This window comes from Burkholderia oklahomensis C6786 (assembly GCF_000959365.1).
Taxonomy (GTDB): Bacteria; Pseudomonadota; Gammaproteobacteria; order Burkholderiales; family Burkholderiaceae; genus Burkholderia; species Burkholderia oklahomensis.
This window is the reverse complement of the sequence record NZ_CP009556.1, coordinates 1,526,548-1,549,425: the sequence shown is the minus strand read 5'-3', so window position 1 is coordinate 1,549,425 and position 22,878 is coordinate 1,526,548. Positions and strand designations below refer to the sequence as shown.

Here is a 22,878-nt window from a genome sequence, read left to right as displayed (position 1 = left end):
ACCATGCGTAATTTCTTCGATCTGGTCGAACAAGCGGCATCCCGCACACCGGATGCCGAGGCGCTAGTCGCCGACGACACCCGGCTCACCTATCGCGCACTCGCCGCGCAGAGCCTGTCATTCGCCGAGCGGCTGCAAGCGCTCGAGATCGCGCCAGGCGAGCGGCTCGCGATCTTTCTCGACAAGCGCGCCGAGGCCGTCGTCGCGATGCTCGGCGCGGCCGCCGCAGGCGTCGTGTTCGTGCCGATCAATCCGATCCTCAAGCCCGATCAGGTCAGTCACATCCTCACCGACAGCGGAGCACGCTGCATCGTCACGTCGTCGCTGCGCGCACGGATTCTCGGCGACGACGCGCTCGCGACCATTCCGTACGTGATCCTGACCGATGCGAAGACGCAAGCGCCGATGCCGTCCTCGCGCACGACGTATCTGCGATGGACGCAAGCTGACGCGCCGCCCGAGGGTGCCGCGAGTGCTCACGCAAGCGCGGCGGCGTCGCTGCAAACCGACACGATCGATGCCGATCTCGCCGCGCTCCTTTACACGTCCGGCTCGACCGGCCGCCCGAAAGGCGTGATGGTCAGTCATCGCAATCTGCTCGAAGGCGCATGGAGCGTCGCGCACTATCTGCGTCACACGACGGCGGACCGCATTCTCGCGGCGCTGCCGCTCAGCTTCGACGCCGGCCTCAGCCAGTTGACGACCGCATGGGCCGCGGGCGCAACGGCCGTGCTCGTCAACTATCTGATGCCGGCGGACGTCGTCGACATCTGCCGGCGCGAGCGGATCACCGGCTTCGCGGGCGTGCCGCCGCTCTGGATCCAGCTCTCGCGCGCCGCGTGGCCCGACGACGCACGCGCGCGGCTGCGCTATTTCGCGAATACGGGCGGCCACATGCCGCAACCGGTGTTGCGCGCGCTGCGCGGCCTCTTTCCGCATGCACTGCCATATCTGATGTACGGGCTCACTGAAGCTTTCCGCTCGACCTATCTCGATCCCGCCGAAGTCGATCGCCGGCCCGATTCGATCGGCAAGGCGGTGCCGAACGCGCGAATCCTCGTCGTGCGCGAGGACGGCGCGCCATGCGCGCCGAACGAGGTCGGCGAGCTCGTTCACGTCGGCGCGTGCGTGACGCTCGGCTACTGGAACGATCCGGCGCGCACCGCGCTCCGCTATCGGCCGTCGCCCGAGGCAAGGCCAGGCGGCGCGCAGCGTGAGACGGCCGTCTGGTCGGGCGATCTCGTGCGCCGCGACGACGACGGATTCCTCTATTTCGTCTCCCGCAACGATGCGCAGATCAAGAGCTCCGGCTACCGGATCAGCCCGGAAGAGATCGAAGACGTCGCGCACGCGAGCGGACTCGTCGCCGAGGCCGTCGCGCTCGGCGTGCCGCACGACGAGCTCGGCGAGGCGATCACGCTCGTCGTCGTGCCGCTGTCCGCGGACTCGTTCACGCCCGACGCGCTGCGCGCGTGGTGCGCGAAGCGACTGCCGCCGTACATGGTGCCGCATGCGATCGCGGCGCGCGCGTCGCTGCCGCGCAACCCGAACGGGAAATTCGACCGCGTCGCGTTGCGCGCGGATGCGGCGAACCTCGTCGAAACGCATTGACGGCGGGCCGGCCGTACGAGGCGGTCGACCGGCGCGCGGCGCTTCAGGTCGACCCTGCCGCGCCGCCGGCACCCGTCCCGCGCAGCTCGCGCGCACGATGCGGCGGCCTTGGCTTACAACCGCGTTTCGCCCGCTCGGTGCGCTGCGCTGAATTTGCCGCGCCCACGTCCACGAGCGCCCGGCGGCCGCGCGCCCGCTTTCGGCCGAATCATCTCCCGGCGCCGGTTTCCGTTCCGCCACGAATATATTCGCGCGTCATTCCCAGACGAAAACAAGAATTTACCGCACATCTAATAAACCCGAATCCGTTCGAATATTCACTCGATACCATTCCCTGCTGACAGCGATTTCTCGAAACGATGCGGCACTTACTCGGCTCGCACAAAAATTTCGTCTACGCAAAAACGAAATGAACTCGCCTATTGCATCGCACCGGCGGTTTAAATTCCCGGCACCGTATCGAACGGGCCGAACCCCGCCCTTACACGGGCCGGATCGTTGCAGACAGCGAAAAACACCTGGGGTATCGAGATAAAAATATCGAACGTCACCGCAAAATGAATCACCGATTATCCGAACGCCGCTCTTGCAATCGTTATTACATTTGATATTATTTCCGGACAATTTCAACGTCATTGCGTTATCCGATTTTCATTGGCGACGCGTCCCCAACCCGGTACACGACACTTTCGAAAGTCTTGATTTTCAATAACGGGGGCATGCAAATTGAGCAGGCTGCTTCAACGCGAATATCGAACAGGTGGGGACGACGGTGCGGGATCGTCGTCTGGAGAAAGCGCTTCGACACCGATGTTCTCCGCCGCCTTGCCGGAATCGCGCGACGTCCGCACGCTGATCGAGACTTTCAGGCAGGCGGCGCTGCAGATCGGCTATCAGCATCATGCGATCGTCGAGCTGTCGGGCGCGTCGCATTCCGCGTCGGTCAACGTCGTCTCGCTGCACTACCCGTCCGAATGGGTCGAGCATTACACGCGCAACGACTACTTCGACATCGATCCCATCCCTCGCGCGGCGTTCCGGTACAGCACGCCGTTCTCGTGGAGCGACGTCGCGACGTCAAACCTGCGCGAACGGCATCTGCTGATGGAAGCGGAGGACGCGGGCCTCGACAACGGCATCAGCATTCCGCTGCATCAGCCGCTCGGCCACGTGCTGCTGATCAATCTGTCCGGCACCGCGCCGACGCACGACGCCGAAGCGAAATGGCGCAACGCTTATCTGCTCGGCATGCAGTTCCATCTGCAATTCCAGAGCATGCGGACGAGCCGCCCCATTCCGCCTTCCGTCCACCTGACGGATCGCGAGCAGATATGCCTGACCTGGGTCGCGCGCGGCAAGTCGTCGTGGGTCATCGCGAACATGCTCGACATCTCCAAGTACACGGTCGACTTCCACATCGAGAACGCGATGGAGAAGCTCAACACGCGCAGCCGCACGTTCGCCGCCGTGAAGGCGACGCGACAAGGGCTGATCTTTCCATGAATTCACCTTTCATCCGGATGCGTTAGCGCCGTCCGTCATGCCCGCCGCGTCGCACGCCGACGCGACGCGATCGGCCGATTGCATCGGAATCCTGATCGAGCCGCGTCGGACGCCATCCCGAACGCCGTCATCATCGTCGCCATGCGGCGGCGAGGACATGTCGCGTTCGTATGCGGGGCGCGTGCGGTGCATAGCCGGATCGTCGTCACGACGACGCACGCGCCGCTCAACCATCACCGGTCACACGCGATCGCATGCGCCTTATCTTCACGCCGACGATCGATCCATCGGAGAACGAAGCGCCATGTCATACATCATCGCCGGCCGATTGAACGAACTGCCGCCGCACGTTCAGGCCGATCTCGGCGCGTATCGCTACGACGTGTTCGTCCGCCGGCTCGGCTGGACGATCGCGGCCCACGCGCGCGACGATCATGCGGAATGGGACGAGTTCGACGGTCCGTCGACGATCCACGTCGTCGCGCTCGACGACGCGCGTCGAGTATGCGGTTATGCGCGACTGCTGCCGACGACGGGCCCGTATCTGCTTCGCGACGTGTTTCCGCATCTGCTCGGCTCGGCGCCCGCGCCGCAGTCGCCGACGGTCTGGGAAATGTCGCGCTTCGCCGCATCGCGCCGGCGCCGCCGCGCGACCGAGCGCCAGCCGCTCGGGATGGATTTCTTTCCGTCGGTGCTTGCGGTGGCCGCATCGCTCGGCGCGACGCGCGTGGTCGGCGTGACGTCGCTGTCGATCGAGCGCCTGTACCGGCGCGCGGGATTCGCGCTGCAGCGCCTCGGCAACACGGCGCCGTTCGCTGGCGGCAGCATCTCCGCGTGCTCGGTCGAATTGCCGCGCCTCGCGTTCGCGCCGTTCGGCCGAATGCAGTGCGCGTCGTGCATGTCCATGCATTGACGCGCGCGCCGGGGTGAGACGCGCGTCTTGTCGTTTTTGCCGATTTCGCCGCTTTCGCCATGTCCGACGTCCGACGCGAGCACTCGCCTTGTCGCTCGCCGTTCGGCGCCGCGCGGATGTCCGCCGAGGCCGTGCGCCGCGGATCGGACGGCCCTCGCCAGTTTCGCCGGCTGTGCGCCACGGCCACAGCCTCGACCGGCTGGCCGCGAGGCAGCCGGTCTTGCCGGGCGCTCGGCGCTCATCGTCTCGGGAGTCTTCATTCGCCGGCACGCCGGCGTTCGCGCCGCCGCCGGCCGCGCGCCGCCGGTCTCACCCGCGCCGCCAGTGCAGGCCCGCCGTGCCGATGCGTCCATGCCGGCCAGTCCCAGCTCCGTCATTTTATCCGGACCCCATTAATATCCGCAGCATGATGCCTTGACTCAGTTCTGATTTTGAACCTACGATCCAATAAATACATCCAACGATGTAACATTAATCGATGGATAATTGACCGTCGACCTAACCGGAGCGTCACGACATGTCCCGTCCCAATCCCGTTGCGGGCCCATCGCTCGCGCAGCCGCTCACCTTGCCGAACGGCACGGTGCTGAAGAATCGCCTCGCGAAATCGGCGCTGAGCGAAGCGCTCTGCGGCCACGACGGCCGCGTGACGCCGCACTTGATCGCGCTGTACCGGCGCTGGTCGAATTCAGGTGCGGGGCTGCTCGTCACCGGCAACGTGATGATCGACAGCAAGGCGCTCGGCGAGCCCGGCAACGTCGTGATCGAAGACGAGCGCGACCTGCCGAAGCTGCGCGAATGGGCGGCGGCCGGCAAGGCGCACGGCAGCGAGTTCTGGATGCAGATCAACCATCCGGGCAAGCAGGCGATGCGCGGGCTCAATGCGGAGACGGTCGCGCCGTCCGCGATCGGCTTCGGGCCGAAGCTCTCCCGCTATTTTCTCGTGCCGCGCGAACTGACGGGCGCGGAGATCGAGAACCTGATCCGCCGCTACGGGACGGCCGCCGCGATCGCGCAGAAGGCCGGCTTCACCGGCGTTCAACTGCACGGCGCGCACGGCTATCTGATCAACCAGTTCCTGTCGCCGCAGCACAACCGGCGCACCGACGAATGGGGCGGCAGCGCCGAGAATCGCCGGCGCTTCGTGCTCGCGGTGTACGAAGAAGTGCGGCGCCGGGTCGGTCCGGACTTTCCGATCGGCATCAAGCTCAATTCCGCCGATTTCCAGCGCGGCGGCTTCACCGAAGACGAATCGCTCGACGTAATCCGCGCGCTCTCTAAAGCCGGCATCGACCTGATCGAAATTTCCGGCGGCACCTACGAGGAACCCGTGATGCAGCGCGGCGACCGCAAGACGTCGACGATTGCGCGCGAGGCGTATTTCCTCGAATTCGCCGAAAAGGTGCGCGCCGAAGTGGACGTGCCGCTGATGGTCACGGGCGGGTTCCGCAGCCTTGCCGGCATGGAAGCGCCGCTGCGCGACGGCGCGCTCGATCTGATCGGCCTCGGCCGCATTCTCGCGATCGAGCCCGACGCGCCCGCGCGCCTGCTGCGCGGCGAGGAGACCCGGCACCGCGTGAAGCCGCTCAGCACCGGTATCAGATATTTCGACGATCTCGGCTCGCTCGAAGTCACCTGGTACACGCGGCAGCTCCATCGGATCGGCAAGGGCCGCAATCCGATCCCCGGCGAGAACGCGCTGAAGTCGTTCCTGCTCGATCTGTCGTCGAAGGGCTGCGCGATCTTCAGGGCGCGCCGCTTGCGTGCTTCGTCATCCGAAGCATCGGCGACGCACGGCTCGGCGACGCCGATCGTCGGCGGCCGGCGGCACGACGCGCATTGAGCGATGCGATGTGCGGCTTAGCCGTTCGCCGTCGATCGAGAAGACGACGGCGCACGGCGGCGCCCGTCATCGCGATCGGCCGACGCGCCACGGCCACGGGCATCGACGAGTCTTCGCGCTCGCTGCGCCCGCCTGTCACGACACCGCGCCGCACGCGATCGTGCGCGAATCGATCTCCACCCGCAAGCCGCGCTATTCGGCCCGCCACGGCGTCAATCGCCGCTGCAACGCGCGCAGCCCGATCTCCAGCGCGAGCGCGATCGCGCCGATCACGAGAATCCCCGCGACGACGACGTCCGTCACGAGGAAGCGCGACGCCGAATACACCATGAAGCCGAGTCCGCGCGTCGCCGCGATCAGCTCGGCCGCGACGAGCGTCGACCAGCCCGCGCCGAGCGCGATGCGCACGCCCGTCAGGATGTCCGGCAGCGCGCTCGGCAGCACGACGTGGCGCAACAGCTTGAAGCGCGTCGCGCCAAGCGACGCGGCCGCGCGCAAGCGGCTCGCCGATACCCCATTCGCGCCCGCGGCGGTCGCGATCGTCAGCGGTGCGAACATCGTCAGATAGATCAGCAGGATCTTCGACGTATCGCCGATCCCGAACCAGACGACCATCAGCGGCAAGTACGCGAGCGGCGGAATCGGCCGGTAGAACTCGACGATCGGATCGACGACGCCGCGCACGATCCGGTTCGTCGCAATCAGGATGCCTACCGGAATCGCGGTCGCGATCGCGAGCGCGAACGCCGCCGCCATCCGCGACAGGCTCGCGAACAAGTGCTGGCCGAGCGTCGCGTCGTCGAAGCCTTCGGTGCTCAGCGTGACGAGCTTGCGCAGCACCGCCTCGGGGCTCGGCAGCAGCGCGGCCGACACCCATTCGAAGCGCGCCGCGAGCCACCAGCCGCCGACGAGCGCGGCCCACGTCGCGATCGCGGCCGCGTGGCCCGCATGCACGCGCGGCCTGCGGCGCTCGCGCGGCGCCTTGTCCGAGCCCGTGCCCGCCGCCGGCAGCGCCAACGTGAGATTGGGATTCTGTTCGGTCGCGGCCAAAGTCAAACCTCCTCGGTTTCCCGCATCAACTGCTCGACGAGCGCGAGATGGATTTCGGTGAAGCGCGGATCGCTCTTGATCGAACGCATCGATTCGCCGTCCGCGTAGCGCCGCGCGAAGTCGAGCGAATGGCGCGCGACGATCCGTCCGGGCCGCGGCGACAGGATCAGCAGCTCGGTCGCGAGCAGCACCGCTTCCTCGACGCTGTGCGTGATCAGGAAGATCCCCTTGCCCGTCGCGCGCCATACGTCGAGCAGCAGCGTCTGCATGTGCTCGCGCGTCAACGCGTCGAGCGCGCCGAGCGGCTCGTCCATCAGCAAAAACGACGGATCCGCGGCCAGCGCGCGCGCGAGTCCGACGCGCTGGCGCATCCCGCCCGAAATCTCGTCGATCCGATGCTGCTCGAAGCCCGCGAGCTTCACAAGCCGCAGCACCTCGCGCGCACGCGCGTCGCGCGCGTCGCGGCCGACGCCCTGCATCCGCAGCCCGAACGCGACGTTGTCGATCACGTTCAGCCAAGGCATCAGCGCATCGTCCTGAAACACGACCCCGCGATCGGCGCCCGGTCCCGCGACGGGCGCGCCGTCGACGGTCACGCGGCCCGACGTCGGCTGCTGAAAGCCCGCGAGCAATGACAGCAGCGTGCTCTTGCCGCAGCCGGATGCGCCGAGCGCGACGACGATCTCGTCGCCGCCGACCGACATCGACACCTCCTCGAGCGCCGTCAATGCGCCTCGGCGCGATTCGTAGACGACGGACACATGCTGCGCAGCGAGCTTCGCCATATCGATGCCGCGCCGTCGAATCAGCGCGCCGCGACCGACGCGCGGACGAACCGGTCCGTCACCGTCGGCCGGTAGTCGGGCAGCACGCGGTCGATCTTGCGCTGCTCCTTCAGGAAGCGCGCAGTCGATGCGATCGCGGCAGCCGTCCCGCCGCCGAGCAGTTCGGGCGACGCCTGCTCGGACGCGCTCGGATAGAGATTGCCGGCGAGCAGTTGCGGAATGTCGCCCGTCGTCGCCCCGCTCAGGCGCGAGATCGCGGCGACCTGCGGCGACGCGCTCGTCCACGTCTTTCCGTTCGCGCGATAGTCGGCGATCGCCTGCGTCGTCACGTTCACGAACTTCGACACGAAGTCCGGATGGGCCAGCGCGAAATCGCTGCGCACCGCCCAGAGATCGAACGTCGGCGCGCCCCACTTGCCGACCTCCGCCGAATCGACGAGCACCTTGCCGCCGCTTGCCTTCGCGCGACCGAGCGCCGGGTCCCACGTGTACGCGGCGTCGATCACGCCCCGCTCCCACGCGGCGACGATCTCGGTCGGCCCGAGGTTCACGATCTTCACGCGCTGCGGATCGATGCCCCAGTGCTTGAGCGCCGCAAGCAGCGCGTAATGGCAGTTCGACGCGTAAGGCGTCGCGATCGTCTTGCCGACGAGGTCGCCCGGCTTGTCGATGCGCGCGCCGCCGCGCACGACGAGCGCCTCCGACACGCCGGTGATCGCATTCAGCACGACCGCCTGGATCGGCACGCCGCGCGACACCGCCGCGGTAAACGGACTCTGGCCGACGTCGCCGATCTGGACGTCGCCGGACGCGAGCGCCGCGACGACGTCCGCGCCCGAATCGAAGCGGCGCCAGTTGATCTTCCAGCCGGTGGCCTTCTCGTACGCGGCGCCCGCCTGCGCGAGCTTCGCCGGATCGGCGCCGTATTGATAGGCGACGTTCACCGTGCCGGCATGCGCGGACTGCGCGTGAACGGCGGAGCAGGCGGCGACGGCGAAAGTCGTGACGGCGAGGATGCGCTTGAGAATCATGAGGGCCTTCTTCTGGATGCGTTGAATTCGGATGGCCGTCGAGATTACCGGGATGCATGTCGTCTGTTAAACAACGAAATCTGCGAAGGATATGAGACGGCGCATTTCGCGTTCGCGCCGGGCCGGCTGCAATCCCGGCGCCCCAATAAGCAATGCGAATTTCGTTGGTTCACCGGACGAACGTGTTTTGCGACACTCCCGGTTTTCCGCAACAAGCGGCGCGCGAGCGTCGGCTGCGCACGCAAGCCGCCTCGCCGATGCCGATGGCAATGCCGAATCCGAATCCGAATCAACGATGACTCGACTGAAACTGACCCGACTGACGCCCGCGATCGGCGCGATCGTCGACAACGCGGACCTTGCGAATGCGGTCGACGACGACGTTCGCAGCGCAATCCGCGACGCGCTCGCGCGCCATCAGGTGCTGTTCTTCCGCGATCAGCGCCTGAGCGCCGTCCAGCATCGCGACTTCGCGGCCGGGTTCGGCGATCTGCACGTTCACCCGATCTATCCGTCGCATCCGGATGCGCGCGAGATCATGGTGCTCGACAACGAAGTCTTCGATCTGAAGGACAACGCGATCTGGCATACGGACGTGACGTTCGCCGAGACGCCGCCGTGCGCGTCGATCCTCGCCGCGTGCACGCTGCCCGATACGGGCGGCGACACGCTGTGGGGCAGCGGCTTCGCCGCGTACGATGCGTTGTCCGATCGCGTGAAGACGCAGCTCGAGGGCCTCACCGCGCAGCACGATTTCACGAAGTCGTTTCCGCTGAAGCGCTTCGGGCTCACGGCCGACGATCGCGCACGCTGGGAAGAAACGCGCATCAAGCATCCGCCCGTCACGCACCCTGTCGTGCGCACGCATCCGGAAAGCGGGCGCCGCGCGCTGTTCGTCAACGACGGCTTCACGACCGAGATCAACGAGCTGCCTGAAGAAGAAAGCGCCGCGTTGCTGCGCTTCCTGTTCGCGCATCAGTCGCGGCCGGAGTTCACGCTGCGCTGGCGCTGGCAGGCCGGCGACGTCGCATTCTGGGATAACCGCTCGACGATTCACTACGCGGTGAACGACTACGGCAACGCGCATCGGGTGATGCATCGCGCGACGATCGTCGGCGACAAGCCGTATTGAGCAGGCGGCGTACGGTAGCTGTGGCAAGTGCGAAAAATTTGCGCAGCGCACCGTCTCGGGCTCGCCGCTGGCGCATCGAACGAATCGTGGGCTTCGGCGCGCCGGGGCGCGTGGATCGAGACTGCCGAATCGACTCTGCCGCCCCGAGCGTTCGCGCCGATCGGCAGCGGCGCGCGCCTCGCGACCGGGATTCGGGATCACGAGATCGATCTTCTTGCCCGACCTCTCGCCATGCACCTTCGTGCGCACGGCCGCGAAGCTCGCACGATCCGGAAACGAGACCTCGTCGTCGCTCATCTGATCCGGATTGAGCACGAGCGACGATTGCCTGCGTTCTCGCACTGCCGAGTTTCTACTGGCTGGTGCCGTTCGCCGGCTGGCTCCATACCGTGCTGGCCGTGCCGAACTTTCAGCACGATATCGACATCGGCAGCGTGTATCGCATCTGCATGAGCGTCGGGTCGGTCATCGCGGAGCTGATTGAGTCGATGTATGCCTCTTACGGTAGCGTCACGCAAGAGAAGTTCGCGCGTTGAATCGGATGCCACGAGGCGGACGTTGGTTCGCCTCGCGTCAGGGTTCGTAAAACATGTGAGACGAGCGCCAACCGGAAGCGGGCAAATCTGAACGGCGCACAATGCGCATACGGTGTACGAGGCCTTTTGCTAACCCGTCGTCCCCACATAGGCGGCTTTCAGCGCGGCGACGTCGAACTTCGTCATTTGCAGCATGACGTCGGCAACGCGCTTGGCCTTTGCTGGATCGGGATCGGCCATCATCGCGATGAGATCGTCCGGTACGATCTGCCACGAGACGCCGAAGCGGTCTTTCAGCCAGCCGCAGTCGTCGGGCGAACCGCCGCCCTCGAGAAGGGCGTTCCAGTAGCGATCGAGCTCCGCCTGATCGCCACAGTTGACCAGGAAGGATATCGAGTGGTTGAACGAGTCGATTCGTTTGTGGCTCATGGCGATGAAGGGCTGCCCAAAGAGAACGAACTCGACCATCTTCGTGGCGCCGGCGCTCGGCACCGGAGTGACTCGAATCACGCGCGAGTCGGGAAAGATGCCCGCATAGAACGCAGCGGCCTCTTCGGCTTCCGTGGAGTACCAAAGAAAAGGCGTGATCTTTTGAATCGCCATCGCAAATCTCCTGTCAGTGTTCGCTAAATGCGGAGGCAAGCTGCATGCCGCCATTGAGACGATGGAGGAAGGCCATCAAAATTTACACGTCGGGAAGAAAAGCTTCACTCTTTTTTCTCAGCTTCGGCCATGCGGATACGACCCCGGTTGACCTGCTGTTCCAGTCCCTCAATCAGGTATCCGAAAAATAGCGCCAGGCGAATGACCGATGGTGGCGGTTCCTGCCGGGCACGGATGATGCGCCTCGCCCCCGGCTCCGCCCGTCGGCGGTGTTTAATCCCGACGCTGGCTTGCCGGCTGCTCCGGCCGCCAGACGGCTGATCTGCCGCGCCCTCAGCCAATGCAATGCGGCGCATTCGCACCGTGCCCGCGCCGGTTCACGATGCGTGCAGTCGTTCGAGACGGGCTCGCAATTCGGTGAGCGGCTCGACGATGGTCCGCACGCGACCTGCGTAGACTGCACCATCGCCGCTGTCCAGCGTCAATGCATCCCCTTCGCGCATCAAGGTGTCCCCGATCTGCGGCGTACGCGCCGACTCATCGAGCCGCAGCGACGCGCAGCCAACCAGACAGACCTTGCCCAGTTGCCGCGCCACGACAGCCGCGTGCGAAGTACGCGCTCCCCGTTGCGTCAGCAGGCCCGAGGCAACATCGAGCGCGGCCAGGTCTTCGGTCTCCGCGTCGCGGCGCACCAGGATCACTGGCACGCCCGCGGCGTGGCGTTCGCGCGCATGCGCCTCGTCAAACGCGATTTCTCCCGTTGCGCCCCCGCTCGTCGCGCTCGCGGCATATGCCAGCGGAGTCAGCGCGTGACCGTCCGTTGCGGCGATGCATGTACGCGCTCGGCATCGATCATGTAATGTGGATTGTCACGAAGATGGAGTCTTGCCAGGCGAGAGCGAGGATCGTGCGAAATAGATTGGCTACCGGCAAGCGCGAAGTGGAACGGATTCCGCTCAGCCGGGTGAACGCTGTCGCAACTGCGGTAGCCGCTGCTCGGCAAACCTGCCGCAACCCCACCACTTTTTTCTGGTTGAATTTCGGTCGCCGGGTGCCTTAAATACGCAGAGTGTAACGGGAAGACAAGCCCATTCCCTTGGCATTGCGGAAGCTCGGCTCAACGGAATAAAACGACATGTCGACAACAATTCCGGGTATCAAAGGAAGGGTGACACCCGCAGTCCGCAAAGTGACCGAGCAGTATCCGCACGCCAAGCTCTATGCGGTGGATGGCGTGGCATCGGGTGGCCCGACAACGGATTCCGAGAAAATCGACAAGCTGCGAGTTGTCTTCGTGGGCGAACCGCGCTTGCGCAGCGTGATCGTTGTCAACGTCGAGCGCTCAGGCCGGGCTCGGCGCGCGGAACGCGCAGTCCGAGACGTCGACCTCGTGCGGCAGGCGCAGCCGCTCCCGGGGCACGACGCTACTAGTCGCCGTCTGCGCAGTGGGCACGCTCCTCGCGCGAACGCGGGTGTTGCGATTGGCCTTCGGCGCGGCGGCTTGCCCGCACGGTAGCTCGATCGACATTCACGTTTCCAGGAGAGCGTGCAATGAAAACAACCGAAAATCGCTCGCGTTTTTGCGGCGATGACAACCGTCGAAACTGGCTCAGACGAGCTTGCCTGTGCTGGGCGGCCGGTCTCGTGACCGCGCTGAGCGCGCCTTTTGCGATATCGGCGGCTAAAGGCGACATGCATGCCGCGGCTGTGCACGGCATGCAGGACATGGGAAGCGAGCACATGATGAGCGCGCCGCCTGGCAGCAAAGTATCGTTCGCGCTTTCGGAAATCGCGGCCAACGATCCCGAGCCTCCGACGGATTTCCAACTCGGGGATCTGACGAGAAAAATCAAGACAAAAAACCCAGAGACGCAAGCGCTCTTCGATCAAGGCTTGCGCTTTTACTGCGCGTTCAACCTTCGCGAAGCGTACCGCGCGTTCGAAGCTGCACTCAGGCGAGATCCCGACTGCGTCATGTGCCGATGGGGAATCGCGATGTCGCTGGGCGTGAACATCAATCAGATCGACCAGCCGGAACCGGATCGCCGAATCGCGCAACAGAAGCTCAAGGAAGCACTGCTCATACGCGATGCAGATCAGAAGGAGCGCTCGCTCGTCGAAGCGCTGCTGCCGCGCTATGAAGAGCATAAGCAGATTCCTCGCGAACGCGATCGCCAGGACCGGCGCAACAAGGACTACGCCGAGGCGATGACCACGCTGGCTCACGTGTACCCGGACGATCCCGACATCCAAACCCTGTACGCGGATGCCGTGATGAACCGTAAGCCTTGGGAATACTGGGACCGCCAGGGGAACGCCGCCTACCCTGGCATTCCCCCGGCAGTCGCTGCAATCAAAGGCGAGCTGAACGAACATGCCGATCACATGGGGCTCGTTCATTGGTATATCCATATTCGCGAGGGATCGACGGAGCCGAACGATGTGACGTCTTTTGCGGAAAAGCTGGCCGGTCTCGCGCCCGATGCGGGCCACTTGGTCCATATGCCCTCGCACATCTATTACCGCATCGGCAACCACCCAAAGTCGTTCGAGGCCAATCGGGACGCGGTATTGAAGGATGACGGATATTTCGAGAAGGTCAATGCCAAGCGCACGGGTGGCATCGATCACCCGGACGGCGACCGTTATCGCTGGGGCTACTACCGGCACAACATTCATTTTGCGCTTGCTTCGGCGATCATGACAGGCAACGTCGAGAACATGACATGGGCGGCTGACCGCCTCTTGAAGTCCGAGGGCAAGGGCATTACGTTCCGGACCGACCGCTATCGCGGCATCTATTACCAGTCGCTACCGTATTTCATGTCTCCGGGCGACATCATCAATCAGCCGCCGCCTGACGGGACGGCAAAGGACTGGCGCTTTTCGAGCGTTTCCTGGGACTACGCACAAGTGCTTGCATACGTCCGTAACCATGATGATCGCCGTGCGCAAAGTGCGTACACGAAACTCGTGAAGGACGTGGCCGCATTCGAGAAGGAGCGGCGCGACGAAGTGATGAACCAGCAGGCAGTGCAGATCATGAAATCGATCGCGCAAGCACGGATCGACCAAATGAAAGGCCAGTCGGGCAGCGGGGTGCGTGCTCTCGAACATTCGGCCAATCAGCAGGACGCCATGAACTATGACGAGCCGCCTTACTGGATGGCACCGGTCAGACAAACCCTCGCCGCACTCCTGATCGACCTTGGTCGTTATGACAAAGCGATCGAGACGCTTCACCAATCGCTCGGCGATGACGATCCGAACCGCATCCCGTATACGAACTTCAGAGGCAACATCTGGGCCTATTTTGGCTTGACGCAGGCCTATGAAGGCATGGGCAGCTTGACGCCCGACCAGCAAAAGGACTACGACAGGGCGCGGGAACGGCTTGCCGAATACTGCCCGCCCACCAAGAATGTCTGCGCCTTGTCGCTCGATCGTATGTAAGCGACCACGGCCGTCTTCGAGCGGAGTATTTGCCGGGTCCAACGCCCTTTCTCATCGACAGTGGCGCATGCAGTCGGCGCTCGAATGTCTCGCTGCCGATGCAAGACACTCGACGACATGACGCCGTCGATGTCTTCGTCGGCGTCGATGTCGACGAGGGGCAGCACCACGCCGTCGTTCTCGATCGGAACGGCAAGCGCCGATACAACAAGGCTCTTTCCAACGATGAGTCCAAGCTGCGCGCGCTCATCGCCGAACTGCCGCCGCCCGGATCGGCCAGGTCGCGAGCACCTTGCGCGTCGCGAAGTCGGTCATCGACACGCTTCCTTTGCCATGGCGCGTCTCGCCCACCCCGTCGCGTCCGTCGATATTTTTGACGCGATTGACTCGATCAATTCGGCTTCCCGGCATTTGCGCCGCATCACTGATCAGACCTGTACGAGTGCGCATGAACGCGTCGTCGTCGGGTCGGCACGCGACGCGAAAGCGGGCCGCCAATCAGATCTTCTAGCGTCCGCAAACCGGCGAGTTGCAGCGGTTCATTCAATGACGGACCAGCGGGCGACGGCGTGGTGCGCGTGGCGCACGCCGCCGCCGAACGTCAATCCGCCAGCCCCATCAGCTTCGCAAGCACCGGCCACCGGTCGAGCGCATCCCGATACGCGAGCCGCGCCTGCTCGTCCAGGTAGCGCGCCGGATCGATCTGGGGCACGTGGCGCGCGAGCCCCGCGATGTCGTTTGCGGGCAGCGGCCCCTCGTCGCGCGCCGCCGCGCCCGGATGCTCGTGCGTCATTTTTCGTCGATCCACACGCCGTCCGGCGTCTTCACCGCGTAACCGGTCGCGGTCGTCATCGTCACGGTGCCTTCGTTCTCGCCGACCATCCGCGTCTGCGGCAGATCGGCCGCGTATTGCGACAGCGTCACGCCCGGCTTGAACGGGCTGTTCGACACGAGATTCGACAGCAATTGCGCGACCGCGAGGAAACTGGTCGGCACGTCGATCACGGTCGTCGTGCCGTGGTCGCCCGCGAAACCGACGAGCCGCACGCCGACCGGCCCGTGCACGATCCGCGGCGTCGGAATCTCGCGCAGCCCCGCGACCTGCTTCGCATCGCCGTGCAGCGCCGCACCATGCTCGGGCACGAACACGATCACCGCGCGCCGTCCCGACGACGCAATCAGGTCTGCGAAGCGGTCGAAGTCGTCCATCAGCTTGCGCGCGCGCAGCGGATACGACTCGAGGCTCGACATCCGGCCGCTCGACAACTGGTTGCCGTCGTGCAGGCTGATCGTGTTGTAGTACAGCGCAACCGGGCCCGCCGTCGCGCCGCGCTTCGCGTACCAGTTCGCGAGCGTCGCGTAGTCGTCCTTGATCGCCGAGCCGTCGAACGCGTGCATCGCGACCGGCGCGTCCGCATTCGAGATCATCGGCGCGCTCGGCACGCCGATGTTGTCGTGGATCAGCTGGATGAAATTGTCGAAATGGCCGTCGTGGTTCAGCAGCGTCTGCGGCGCGAAGCCGGCGTCCGCGAGCTGCTTGAACAAGTGGCACTGGGCGGGCGCGGGCTTGTACAGGTCCGCGTGCGCCTCTTGTCCGCACGTCGCGCGCAGCACGCGGATCGCGGCCGGCCCGCTGTAGCTCGCCGCCGTGCTGAAGTTCGTGAACAGATAGTCGAAGCGGCCGAGCAGCGGATGGTTGCGCAGCTTCGCGACGTCGAGATCGTCCCACGACAGCGAGCATACGTGCAGCACGATCAAGTCGAACCGCGTCGCCGGATCGGCGGGCGGGCGGCCGAACGTCACCTGCCGCTGCGACTCCTGCGAGCGGAACGCGGCGAGCGCCGCGTTGCGATCCTGCGGCTGCGCGGCGCGGGCGATGTCGGAGGGCTTCGCGGCAGCGGCGGCCGCGGCCGCGGCAGCGTCGAAGCGTGCGAGCGCGGCGCTGCCCGCTTGCCACACGGGCAGCGCGATCAGCGCGAGCAGCACGAACGTCGCGACGCGCAGCCAGCGGTTGACGATCAGATAGCCGATCACGACGCCGAGCGCGGTCAATGCGAGCATCGGCGGCACGAAGCGCGGCACGAGCTCCATCCAGTAGCCGAAGCTGAACGCACGCAGGCTGCCGAGCGTCTCGACGAGCCGCGCGAACGGCGGCACGTCCGCTTCGTAATACATCAGCGGCGCGCCGATCGCGAGCGCGAGCGCGTGACGCAGCAATCGCAAGCCGCGCCGCCTCACGGGCGAACTCGACGCGAGCGCCAGCGCGAAGCCGATGTTCGCGATCCACATCGGCTTCAGATGGCCCGCCGCGAACAGGCAGATCTTGAGAATGAAGTACAGATTCCAGAACGTCATCGACGCGACTCCGTCGTCAATTGAATCGGCGCGTCAATGACGCGTACGGTCGGCCGTGCGGATCGCATGCACCTCGCTCGCCGCGGCCCTCAGCATCCGCGCATAACCTTCTGCGCCCATCGACAACACCTCCTTGAGCCCGCGCAACGGCGCGTCGTCGGCGCCGGTTTCGCGCCAGTCGAGCCACGCATCCGCTCGGCCGAACGTGCATTGAACGAGCTGCCGCTCCTGTTCGAGCGTCAGACACTCGAACTGCACGCCGAGATGCGCCTCGTCGACGCGGGTCACGCGCACCGGGAAATGAAACGGCCGGTCGCCGCGGTTCACGCAGACGTCGAGCGTGTCGCCGAGCGCGAGGCGCGCGCCCGGCACCGCATCGAGGCCGAGACCGCCCGCCGAGTAGTCCTTCGTATGGCATGCGGCCGTCGTGCCGTCGGCGAAGAGCAGCGTCGCCGGCACTCGCATCGCGATCCGGTGCGTGACGCGCACCTGCTTCGCCTCGCGCGCGACCGCGAGCGCCGCGCCGAGCATCGCGAGGTTGTACAGCGCCCACGTGACGTTCATCAGGATCGTCGACGCCTCGTCGCCGCCGCCGAGCACGAGACGGACGAGGCCCGCGGCGATCGCCGCGACGTTCAGCACGAACAGCGCGAGATACGGCTTCGACGTCGCCCAGTCGACGTAGCCTTCGTCGATCCGCCCGCCCTTCGCGGTCACGTTGAACCTGCCGTGCTTCGGGCTCAGGAAAGCGATCGTCGTCGGCAGCGCGATGTACCACGCGAGCACCGATTCGTACACTTCGGCCCAGAACGAGTGACGGAAGCGCCCCTGCATCCGCGAGTTCGCGACGTGCGCGAGCGCCATGTACGGCAGCACGTAGCTCGCGAGCGCGAGCGCCGACGCGTTGATGAAATACAGATGGAAGAACAGGTACGCGATCGGCATCGTCAGGAACACGAGCCGCGGAACGCCGTAGAAGAAATGCAGCATCGCATTGCCGTAGCACACGCGCTGGAAGAAGCCGAGGCCGCGGCCGACGAACGGGTTGTCGATCCGGAAGATCTGCGCCATGCCGCGCGCCCAGCGCGCGCGTTGCCGGATGTGGCCCGCGAGGCTTTCGGTCGCGAGGCCGGCGGCCTGCACGGTCGGCAGGTACGCGCTCGTATAGCCTCGGCGATGCAGCTTCAGCGCGGTGTGCGCGTCCTCGGTGACGGTCTCGACCGCGACGCCGCCCACCTCTTCGAGCGGGCCGCGCTTGAGCACCGCGCACGAGCCGCAGAAGAACGCCGCGTTCCACAGGTCGTTGCCCGCCTGCACGAGTCCGTAGAACAGGCTGCCTTCGTTCGGCACGCGGCGGAACGTGCCGAGGTTGCGCTCGAACGGATCCGGCGAGAAGAAATGATGCGGCGTCTGCACGAGCGCGCATTTCGGATCGCGAAGGAAAGCGCCCATCGTCGTCTGCAGGAACGAGCGCGTCGGCACGTGATCGCAGTCGAAGATCGCGACGTATTCGCCCCGCGTTTGCGCGAGCGCGCTGTTGATGTTGCCCGCCTTCGCATGCCGGTTGTCGTCGCGCGTCAGATAACCGATGCCCGCGTCGCGCGCGAATGCTTCGAACTCCGGACGACGGCCGTCGTCGAGCAGATAGACGCGCAGCTTGTCGGCGGGCCAGTCGAGGCTTTGCGCGGCGAACACCGTCGGCTTCACGACGGCGAGCGGCTCGTTGTAGGTCGGAATGTAGACGTCGACGCTCGGCCACCCGGCCGGATCGTCCGGCAGGCGCGCGACCGGACGCTCGAGCGGCCATGCGGTCTGCACGAAGCCGAGCACGAGAATGAGCCACGTGTATGCCTCGGCCGCGTACAGCAGATAGCCGACGAACGCCTCGACCGGCGTGCGGAAATCGAGCGTCTCGGTGCTGCGCCACCAGATGTAGCGCGCCATCGCGAGCAGCGCGAACGTCGCGAGCGCGAGCGTCGGCAGACGGCCCGGCACGCGGCGCAGCGTCAGCGCGAGCGCGGCGACCGTCGCGAAGAACGTGAACTGGCCCGCTGGCGCAAGCGGCGACGTGCCGGCCGCGAGCCACAGCGCGACGCCCGCCGCGCCGCTTGCCGGCAGCAGCCAGCGACGCGTGCCGGCACGCTCGGCGCCGCGCTCGATGCGCTCGCCCCAGCGATGCCACGGCAGGCGCGCGAGCCCTCCGTCGACGCGTCGCTGCACGCGTCGCGCGAACAGATATGCCGGCACGAGCGTCGCGTCGATCCATGCGAACGGATCGCGCGCGCGCGATCGCGCTTCATGCGGCGCGCGCACGAACGCCCGCCAGAGCCAGTCGCGCGCGCGACGCGGCCGCGTCACTCCCCATTGCGCGGCGGCCCACAGGATCGCCGCGCGCAGCCAGTCGCGCACGACGTCGCGCTTGCCGGGCGCGGGCGCGTGAAAGAACACGCGCACGAGCCAGTCGAACGGCGAGCGTTCGTCACGCACGCCAAGGCCGCGCGCGATCCAGCCGCGAGCGCGCCCCGCTGCGCCGCCGATCCGCCGGCGGAATGTCGCGTGCGATTTCATGCGATCGTTCCCGCCGCGCCGCGCTCGGCTGCTACATCGAGCCACGCGTCGACCCAGTTCGCGACGCCGTGCAGATCATGCGACGCCTGCGAATGCGGCGCGTCGTCGAAGAACCACGTGCCGCGCGCGAGCGCCTCGGGCAGCGCCGCATCCAGATGGACGCGCTGCTCGAGCACGGCGCCCGGCCCCGCCGCGGCGCGCAGCATCGCGAGCACGTCGCGCTGCATGTCGCGCGCCGGGTTCAAGCGGTTCACGACGATGCGCAGCGCGGCGGCATGCGCGGCACGCAGCTCCGGCAGCCGAGCGGCGGCCGTCGCGCATGCGGCGGGATCCGGCGGCACGACGCACAACGCGAGGTCCGCGCAGCGCAGCGCGTGCGCCGCCTGCTGCGACGGGTAGCGCGCGGTGTCGATCAGCGCCACGCCGTCCGCCGGCAGGTCGACGTCGGCGAGCGAGCGCGCGAGCCATCCGGGTTCGGCGGCCAGCCGCCCGTCGCACGCGAGCGCCTGCGCGGGATCGACGTGGCCGTACGGCACGAACAGCACGCCGTCCGCGCTGCGCCACGTGTACGCGTGCCAGGCGGCGTCCGCGCCCGTCAGCGCGTGCGCGATGCCCGACGGCGCGAACGCGTCGAGCCCGAGCTGCACGCCGAGCAGGTTCTGCGGATCGAAATCGAGCGCGACGACCGGTCGCCCGCGACGCGCGAGCAGCACCGCGAGCGCCGCCGTCAGCATCGTGCGGCCCGCGCCGCCCGTCGTCGAAACGATGGCGATCGTCTTCATTGCGCGCCTCGCCGTTTGCGCGCCGCGCCTGCGGGCAGCAGTCGCGCGTGCAGCGCGACCGGCTCGAGCGTGCAGCGCACCGCGTCGCGGCGATCGAAATCGCGCGGCAGCGACAGGCCTTTGCCGGCGCCGGCGCGCGACGTCACGAGCCAGATCGGAACGGCGATCACGACGCCGGCGACGAAGCCGGCGATCATCAGCGAAATCATTCGGCCTCCTTGATGCGCAGCGGCATCACATCACGCGTGGCGGTGCGGGTTCGGGTGCGGGCGTGGACGATCGCTCCGGCGGCGGGCGACGGAAGCGGATGCGCAGAGCGCGGCGTCGCGATCGAAGCGATCGGCACGGGTGATGACGGCACGACGATCTGCGCCGTTTCGGTCGGTGCGCGCGAGACGGGCGATATGGGCGATATGGGCGATACGGGGAGCGTCGGTCGTCGAGGCGGCGTATGGGATGCGGATCGGGCGCTCGTTGGCGTCGACGTGCCCGGCGCGTGTCGCGGCATGCGTTCGTCCGGCGGGATTTCGATGCGAGGCGTGACCGAATGCTCGATCGCGGTGCGCGCATCGGGCCCGCTCTTCACGACGGCCGCCGCCGAAAAGAGATCGCTGTAATCGGCGATCGGCGCACGCCGGTTCGCCGCATCGAGCGCGCTCAGCTCATGCTCGATGCTCTCCTCCGCGAGATGCGCGACGCGATCCGATATCCGCTCGACCGGCACGCTGAAGATGTATCCGAGCACGTCGCTCGCATCGGCGAGCTCGCACGCGAACAGGAACAGGTAAAGATGCTGCGCGTCGGCGGTCAGCACGTCGCCCGCACGACGCAACGCGCACGCGCGCAGCGCGTCCGCATGCGACACGCCCGGCAGCAGCGTCAGCTTCACGAGCGTATGCGACAGCGCGAGCACCGTGCTGCGTTCGCGCACCGCGCGTGCATGCGCGCAGAACGCGGCGACGGGCAGGTAGCCGAGCACCGTGTCGCCGAGCGACGCGGCGAGCGCGGCCCGATAGTCGGCCGCGACCGGGCGCGCATACAACTGCCCCTGCAGCGAGCGCAGCACCGCAAGCACGCGCGAAAACGGCAGATTGCGCGCGACGACCTGATTCGCGCCGAGGTTCAGCGCGAGCAGCTCGAACTGATGACGCAGCGCCTCGCCGCGCTCGACGACGACGATCTTCAGCGCGCCGCCGCACCGCAGGCGCAGCGCATGGATCGCCGAGCACAATGCTTCGAGCTGCGCGCGGCCGGTGAACGCGAGTACGGCGGTCGCCGCGTGCGCGCCTTCGCAGGCGGCGAGCACCGCGGCGTTGTCGTCGACGACGTCCCAATCGCCCGGCACCCACGATTCGCGCTCGACGACGCGCCGGCAGACGACGACGCGCGCCTCGTCGAACGCGAGCCGCGCATCGCCGCGCAGCGCGTGCGCGCCGGCCGCCCGCACGGCCGTCAGCCGGCCGCCGCCCGTGAAGCGCAGCGCGCGAACCTCGCCCGTGGCGACCGCGCCGCGCGAGCGCCAGAAATCGACCATCCAGCGCAGCTCGCCGTGCGTGCGCTGCAATTGCGCGACGCCCGCGCATGCGCCGTGGAATCCGCCGCGCGCGGAGCGCGCGCCGTCGCCGGCGAATGCGGCGGCGCGGTCCTTGGTGCGGTCCTTGGTGCGGGCCTCGGTGCGGGCCTCGGTGCGGGCCTTGGCGCGGGCCTCGTCGCGAACGGCAACCGCGGCGCGCGACGCGATCGCGCGCGCCCCGCCGGCGCGGTTCGCGTCCGCGTCCGCCGCTTGCGAGTCGATCAGCAGCACGAGCGCGATCCGGTGCGCGCGGCACCAGCCGGCGAGCGCGCGCCCTTCCTGCGTCAGCGCGACCGGATCGTGCCAGCTGAACCAGCGCTCGGCGCCTTCGACGAAATACAGCGCGTTCGCGCGAAAACGGTAGCGCTTCAGCGCGCGCAGGCCGCCGACGAGGCGCGCGAACGCGGCCGGCGGCGGCGCGGCGCGTTGCTGCGCATTCAATGCGTCCGGTGCTTCCGACACGTCCGTGGCGTCCTTGTCTTCCGAAGCATCCGATACGACGTGCACGCCACGCACATCCGACACATCCGACACACTCGACGAACTCGACACCGACACGCCCGACGAAGCGCCGGCCCCCGATGCATCCGCCCCTGCGTCGCCTTCCGCCCCGCGCCGCGCCGCCCGCGCATCGAGCCCGGCGCGGGTCGCGACATCGGCAGAGTCCGCCCGCATCGCGTCGTCCGCGTCCGCGTTCGCGTTCGCGTTCGCGATCGCGATCGTGTCATCGGGCGGCATCGCGAGCACATTCAACCGGCGCGGCCAGCCCCGGGCATGCACATCCTCGCCGAAGCCGATCTCGCGCAGCCGCGCCGCGACGTCCGCGCGCTCGCGCGCGAGCACGACCGTGACGTCGCGCGTGCGCGCATGCCGCACGCTCTCCCAGATCAGCGCATCGCACGCGGGTGTGCGCGCCGCCGCGTACACCGCATACAGCCCGCCCGGCGCGAGCTCGGTCCACTCGTCGGGCAGCGCGTCGATCGCGAGCCGGTTCGGCGCCGCCGCGCGGTCGCGCGGCGTCACGGCACGCGACCATGCGCGCCACAGCGCGCGCAGGCGTCCGAGCGCGCCCGCCTCGGCGGCGTCACGCTCGGAACGGATGAAGGTCGGATCGGATTTCACGCGTGAGTCGTTCATGTC

At 67.0% G+C, this 22,878-nt stretch carries 20 protein-coding genes and 2 pseudogenes; 8 read left to right on the top strand and 14 right to left on the bottom strand.

Annotation, left to right across the window (positions count from 1 at the left end; genetic code table 11):
- The first annotated feature begins 3 nt into the window (after positions 1-3).
- From BG90_RS24720 to BG90_RS24700, 4 genes are all read left to right on the top strand, one after another.
- Positions 4-1,611 carry an acyl-CoA ligase (AMP-forming), exosortase A system-associated gene (locus BG90_RS24720; RefSeq protein WP_010109536.1) on the top strand — a complete coding sequence of 536 codons (1,608 nt, stop codon included), beginning with the start codon at positions 4-6 and terminating at the stop codon, positions 1,609-1,611.
- Between the two features lie 810 nt (positions 1,612-2,421).
- Positions 2,422-3,114: a LuxR family transcriptional regulator gene (locus tag BG90_RS24715; RefSeq protein WP_010109538.1), complete on the top strand. Its 693-nt coding sequence runs from the start codon at positions 2,422-2,424 to the stop codon at positions 3,112-3,114.
- A 304-nt stretch (positions 3,115-3,418) separates the two neighbouring features.
- Positions 3,419-4,027, top strand: coding sequence for an acyl-homoserine-lactone synthase (locus BG90_RS24705; RefSeq protein ID WP_010119585.1), 609 nt, complete (start codon positions 3,419-3,421; stop codon positions 4,025-4,027).
- 517 nt (positions 4,028-4,544) lie between these two features.
- Complete coding sequence (locus BG90_RS24700) at positions 4,545-5,870, top strand: NADH:flavin oxidoreductase/NADH oxidase family protein (RefSeq protein WP_010109541.1); 1,326 nt, start codon at positions 4,545-4,547, stop codon at positions 5,868-5,870.
- 192 nt (positions 5,871-6,062) lie between these two features.
- Here the strand turns inward: BG90_RS24700 and BG90_RS24695 are convergent, their stop codons facing one another.
- Genes BG90_RS24695 through tauA form a run of 3 tightly spaced genes read right to left on the bottom strand, consistent with a single transcriptional unit; the run spans position 6,063 to position 8,736 of the window.
- On the bottom strand, positions 6,063-6,920 hold the full coding sequence (locus tag BG90_RS24695; protein WP_010119588.1) for an ABC transporter permease subunit: 858 nt from the start codon (positions 6,918-6,920) through the stop codon (positions 6,063-6,065).
- Between the two features lie 2 nt (positions 6,921-6,922).
- Positions 6,923-7,705 carry a taurine ABC transporter ATP-binding protein gene (locus tag BG90_RS24690; RefSeq protein ID WP_010119590.1) on the bottom strand — a complete coding sequence of 261 codons (783 nt, stop codon included), beginning with the start codon at positions 7,703-7,705 and terminating at the stop codon, positions 6,923-6,925.
- A gap of 20 nt (positions 7,706-7,725) precedes the next feature.
- A complete protein-coding gene (gene tauA / locus BG90_RS24685) occupies positions 7,726-8,736 on the bottom strand; it encodes a taurine ABC transporter substrate-binding protein (protein WP_010119593.1) in 1,011 nt (336 codons plus the stop codon).
- A 295-nt stretch (positions 8,737-9,031) separates the two neighbouring features.
- On the opposite strand from tauA, the gene tauD reads away from it, so the two are divergent.
- Positions 9,032-9,868 carry a taurine dioxygenase gene (tauD, locus tag BG90_RS24680; protein ID WP_010119595.1) on the top strand — a complete coding sequence of 279 codons (837 nt, stop codon included), beginning with the start codon at positions 9,032-9,034 and terminating at the stop codon, positions 9,866-9,868.
- 147 nt (positions 9,869-10,015) lie between these two features.
- Here tauD and BG90_RS37535 read toward each other — a convergent pair.
- Positions 10,016-10,189, bottom strand: a pseudogene (locus BG90_RS37535) (late control protein); the annotation flags it as partial.
- Positions 10,190-10,230: 41 nt separating this feature from the next.
- Here BG90_RS37535 and BG90_RS36850 point away from each other — a divergent pair.
- A complete protein-coding gene (locus BG90_RS36850) occupies positions 10,231-10,404 on the top strand; it encodes a hypothetical protein (RefSeq protein WP_010109549.1) in 174 nt (57 codons plus the stop codon).
- Between the two features lie 129 nt (positions 10,405-10,533).
- On the opposite strand, the gene BG90_RS24675 is transcribed toward BG90_RS36850, so the two are convergent.
- From BG90_RS24675 to BG90_RS24665, 3 genes are all read right to left on the bottom strand, one after another.
- Positions 10,534-11,007, bottom strand: a complete 474-nt coding sequence (locus tag BG90_RS24675; protein ID WP_010109551.1) for a VOC family protein — start codon at positions 11,005-11,007, stop codon at positions 10,534-10,536.
- Between the two features lie 377 nt (positions 11,008-11,384).
- Positions 11,385-11,714, bottom strand: a complete 330-nt coding sequence (locus BG90_RS24670) for a PEP-utilizing enzyme (RefSeq protein WP_010109552.1) — start codon at positions 11,712-11,714, stop codon at positions 11,385-11,387.
- Positions 11,715-12,349: 635 nt separating this feature from the next.
- Positions 12,350-12,535, bottom strand: coding sequence for a hypothetical protein (locus BG90_RS24665; RefSeq protein WP_010119599.1), 186 nt, complete (start codon positions 12,533-12,535; stop codon positions 12,350-12,352).
- Between the two features lie 23 nt (positions 12,536-12,558).
- Here BG90_RS24665 and BG90_RS24660 point away from each other — a divergent pair, with 23 nt between their 5' ends.
- Positions 12,559-14,460 (top strand): tetratricopeptide repeat protein, encoded by a 1,902-nt coding sequence (locus BG90_RS24660; RefSeq protein WP_232288952.1) that lies wholly within the window; start codon positions 12,559-12,561, stop codon positions 14,458-14,460.
- A 98-nt stretch (positions 14,461-14,558) separates the two neighbouring features.
- A pseudogene (locus BG90_RS35665) lies at positions 14,559-14,732 on the top strand (IS110 family transposase); the annotation flags it as partial.
- Here the strand turns inward: BG90_RS35665 and BG90_RS36515 are convergent.
- The 7 genes from BG90_RS36515 to bcsE form a co-directional block, all read right to left on the bottom strand.
- On the bottom strand, positions 14,707-14,958 hold the full coding sequence (locus BG90_RS36515) for a hypothetical protein (RefSeq protein WP_162474158.1): 252 nt from the start codon (positions 14,956-14,958) through the stop codon (positions 14,707-14,709). The pseudogene BG90_RS35665 and the gene BG90_RS36515 sit on opposite strands and share 26 nt — an antisense overlap.
- A 103-nt stretch (positions 14,959-15,061) precedes the next feature.
- Positions 15,062-15,253, bottom strand: a complete 192-nt coding sequence (locus BG90_RS24655; RefSeq protein WP_010109560.1) for a hypothetical protein — start codon at positions 15,251-15,253, stop codon at positions 15,062-15,064.
- Positions 15,250-16,815 carry a cellulose biosynthesis protein BcsG gene (bcsG, locus tag BG90_RS24650; protein WP_010119605.1) on the bottom strand — a complete coding sequence of 522 codons (1,566 nt, stop codon included), beginning with the start codon at positions 16,813-16,815 and terminating at the stop codon, positions 15,250-15,252. The genes BG90_RS24655 and bcsG overlap by 4 nt, the downstream gene beginning before the upstream one ends.
- Before the next feature lie 33 nt (positions 16,816-16,848).
- Positions 16,849-19,383 carry a UDP-forming cellulose synthase catalytic subunit gene (gene bcsA, locus BG90_RS24645; protein ID WP_045568431.1) on the bottom strand — a complete coding sequence of 845 codons (2,535 nt, stop codon included), beginning with the start codon at positions 19,381-19,383 and terminating at the stop codon, positions 16,849-16,851.
- On the bottom strand, positions 19,380-20,165 hold the full coding sequence (gene bcsQ / locus BG90_RS24640; RefSeq protein ID WP_010109566.1) for a cellulose biosynthesis protein BcsQ: 786 nt from the start codon (positions 20,163-20,165) through the stop codon (positions 19,380-19,382). Before bcsQ ends, bcsA begins: the two co-directional genes overlap by 4 nt.
- Positions 20,162-20,374, bottom strand: a complete 213-nt coding sequence (locus BG90_RS24635) for a hypothetical protein (protein WP_010109568.1) — start codon at positions 20,372-20,374, stop codon at positions 20,162-20,164. The genes bcsQ and BG90_RS24635 overlap by 4 nt, the downstream gene beginning before the upstream one ends.
- Positions 20,371-22,875, bottom strand: a complete 2,505-nt coding sequence (gene bcsE, locus BG90_RS24630; RefSeq protein WP_232355227.1) for a cellulose biosynthesis protein BcsE — start codon at positions 22,873-22,875, stop codon at positions 20,371-20,373. Before bcsE ends, BG90_RS24635 begins: the two co-directional genes overlap by 4 nt.
- Positions 22,876-22,878 lie beyond the last annotated feature (3 nt).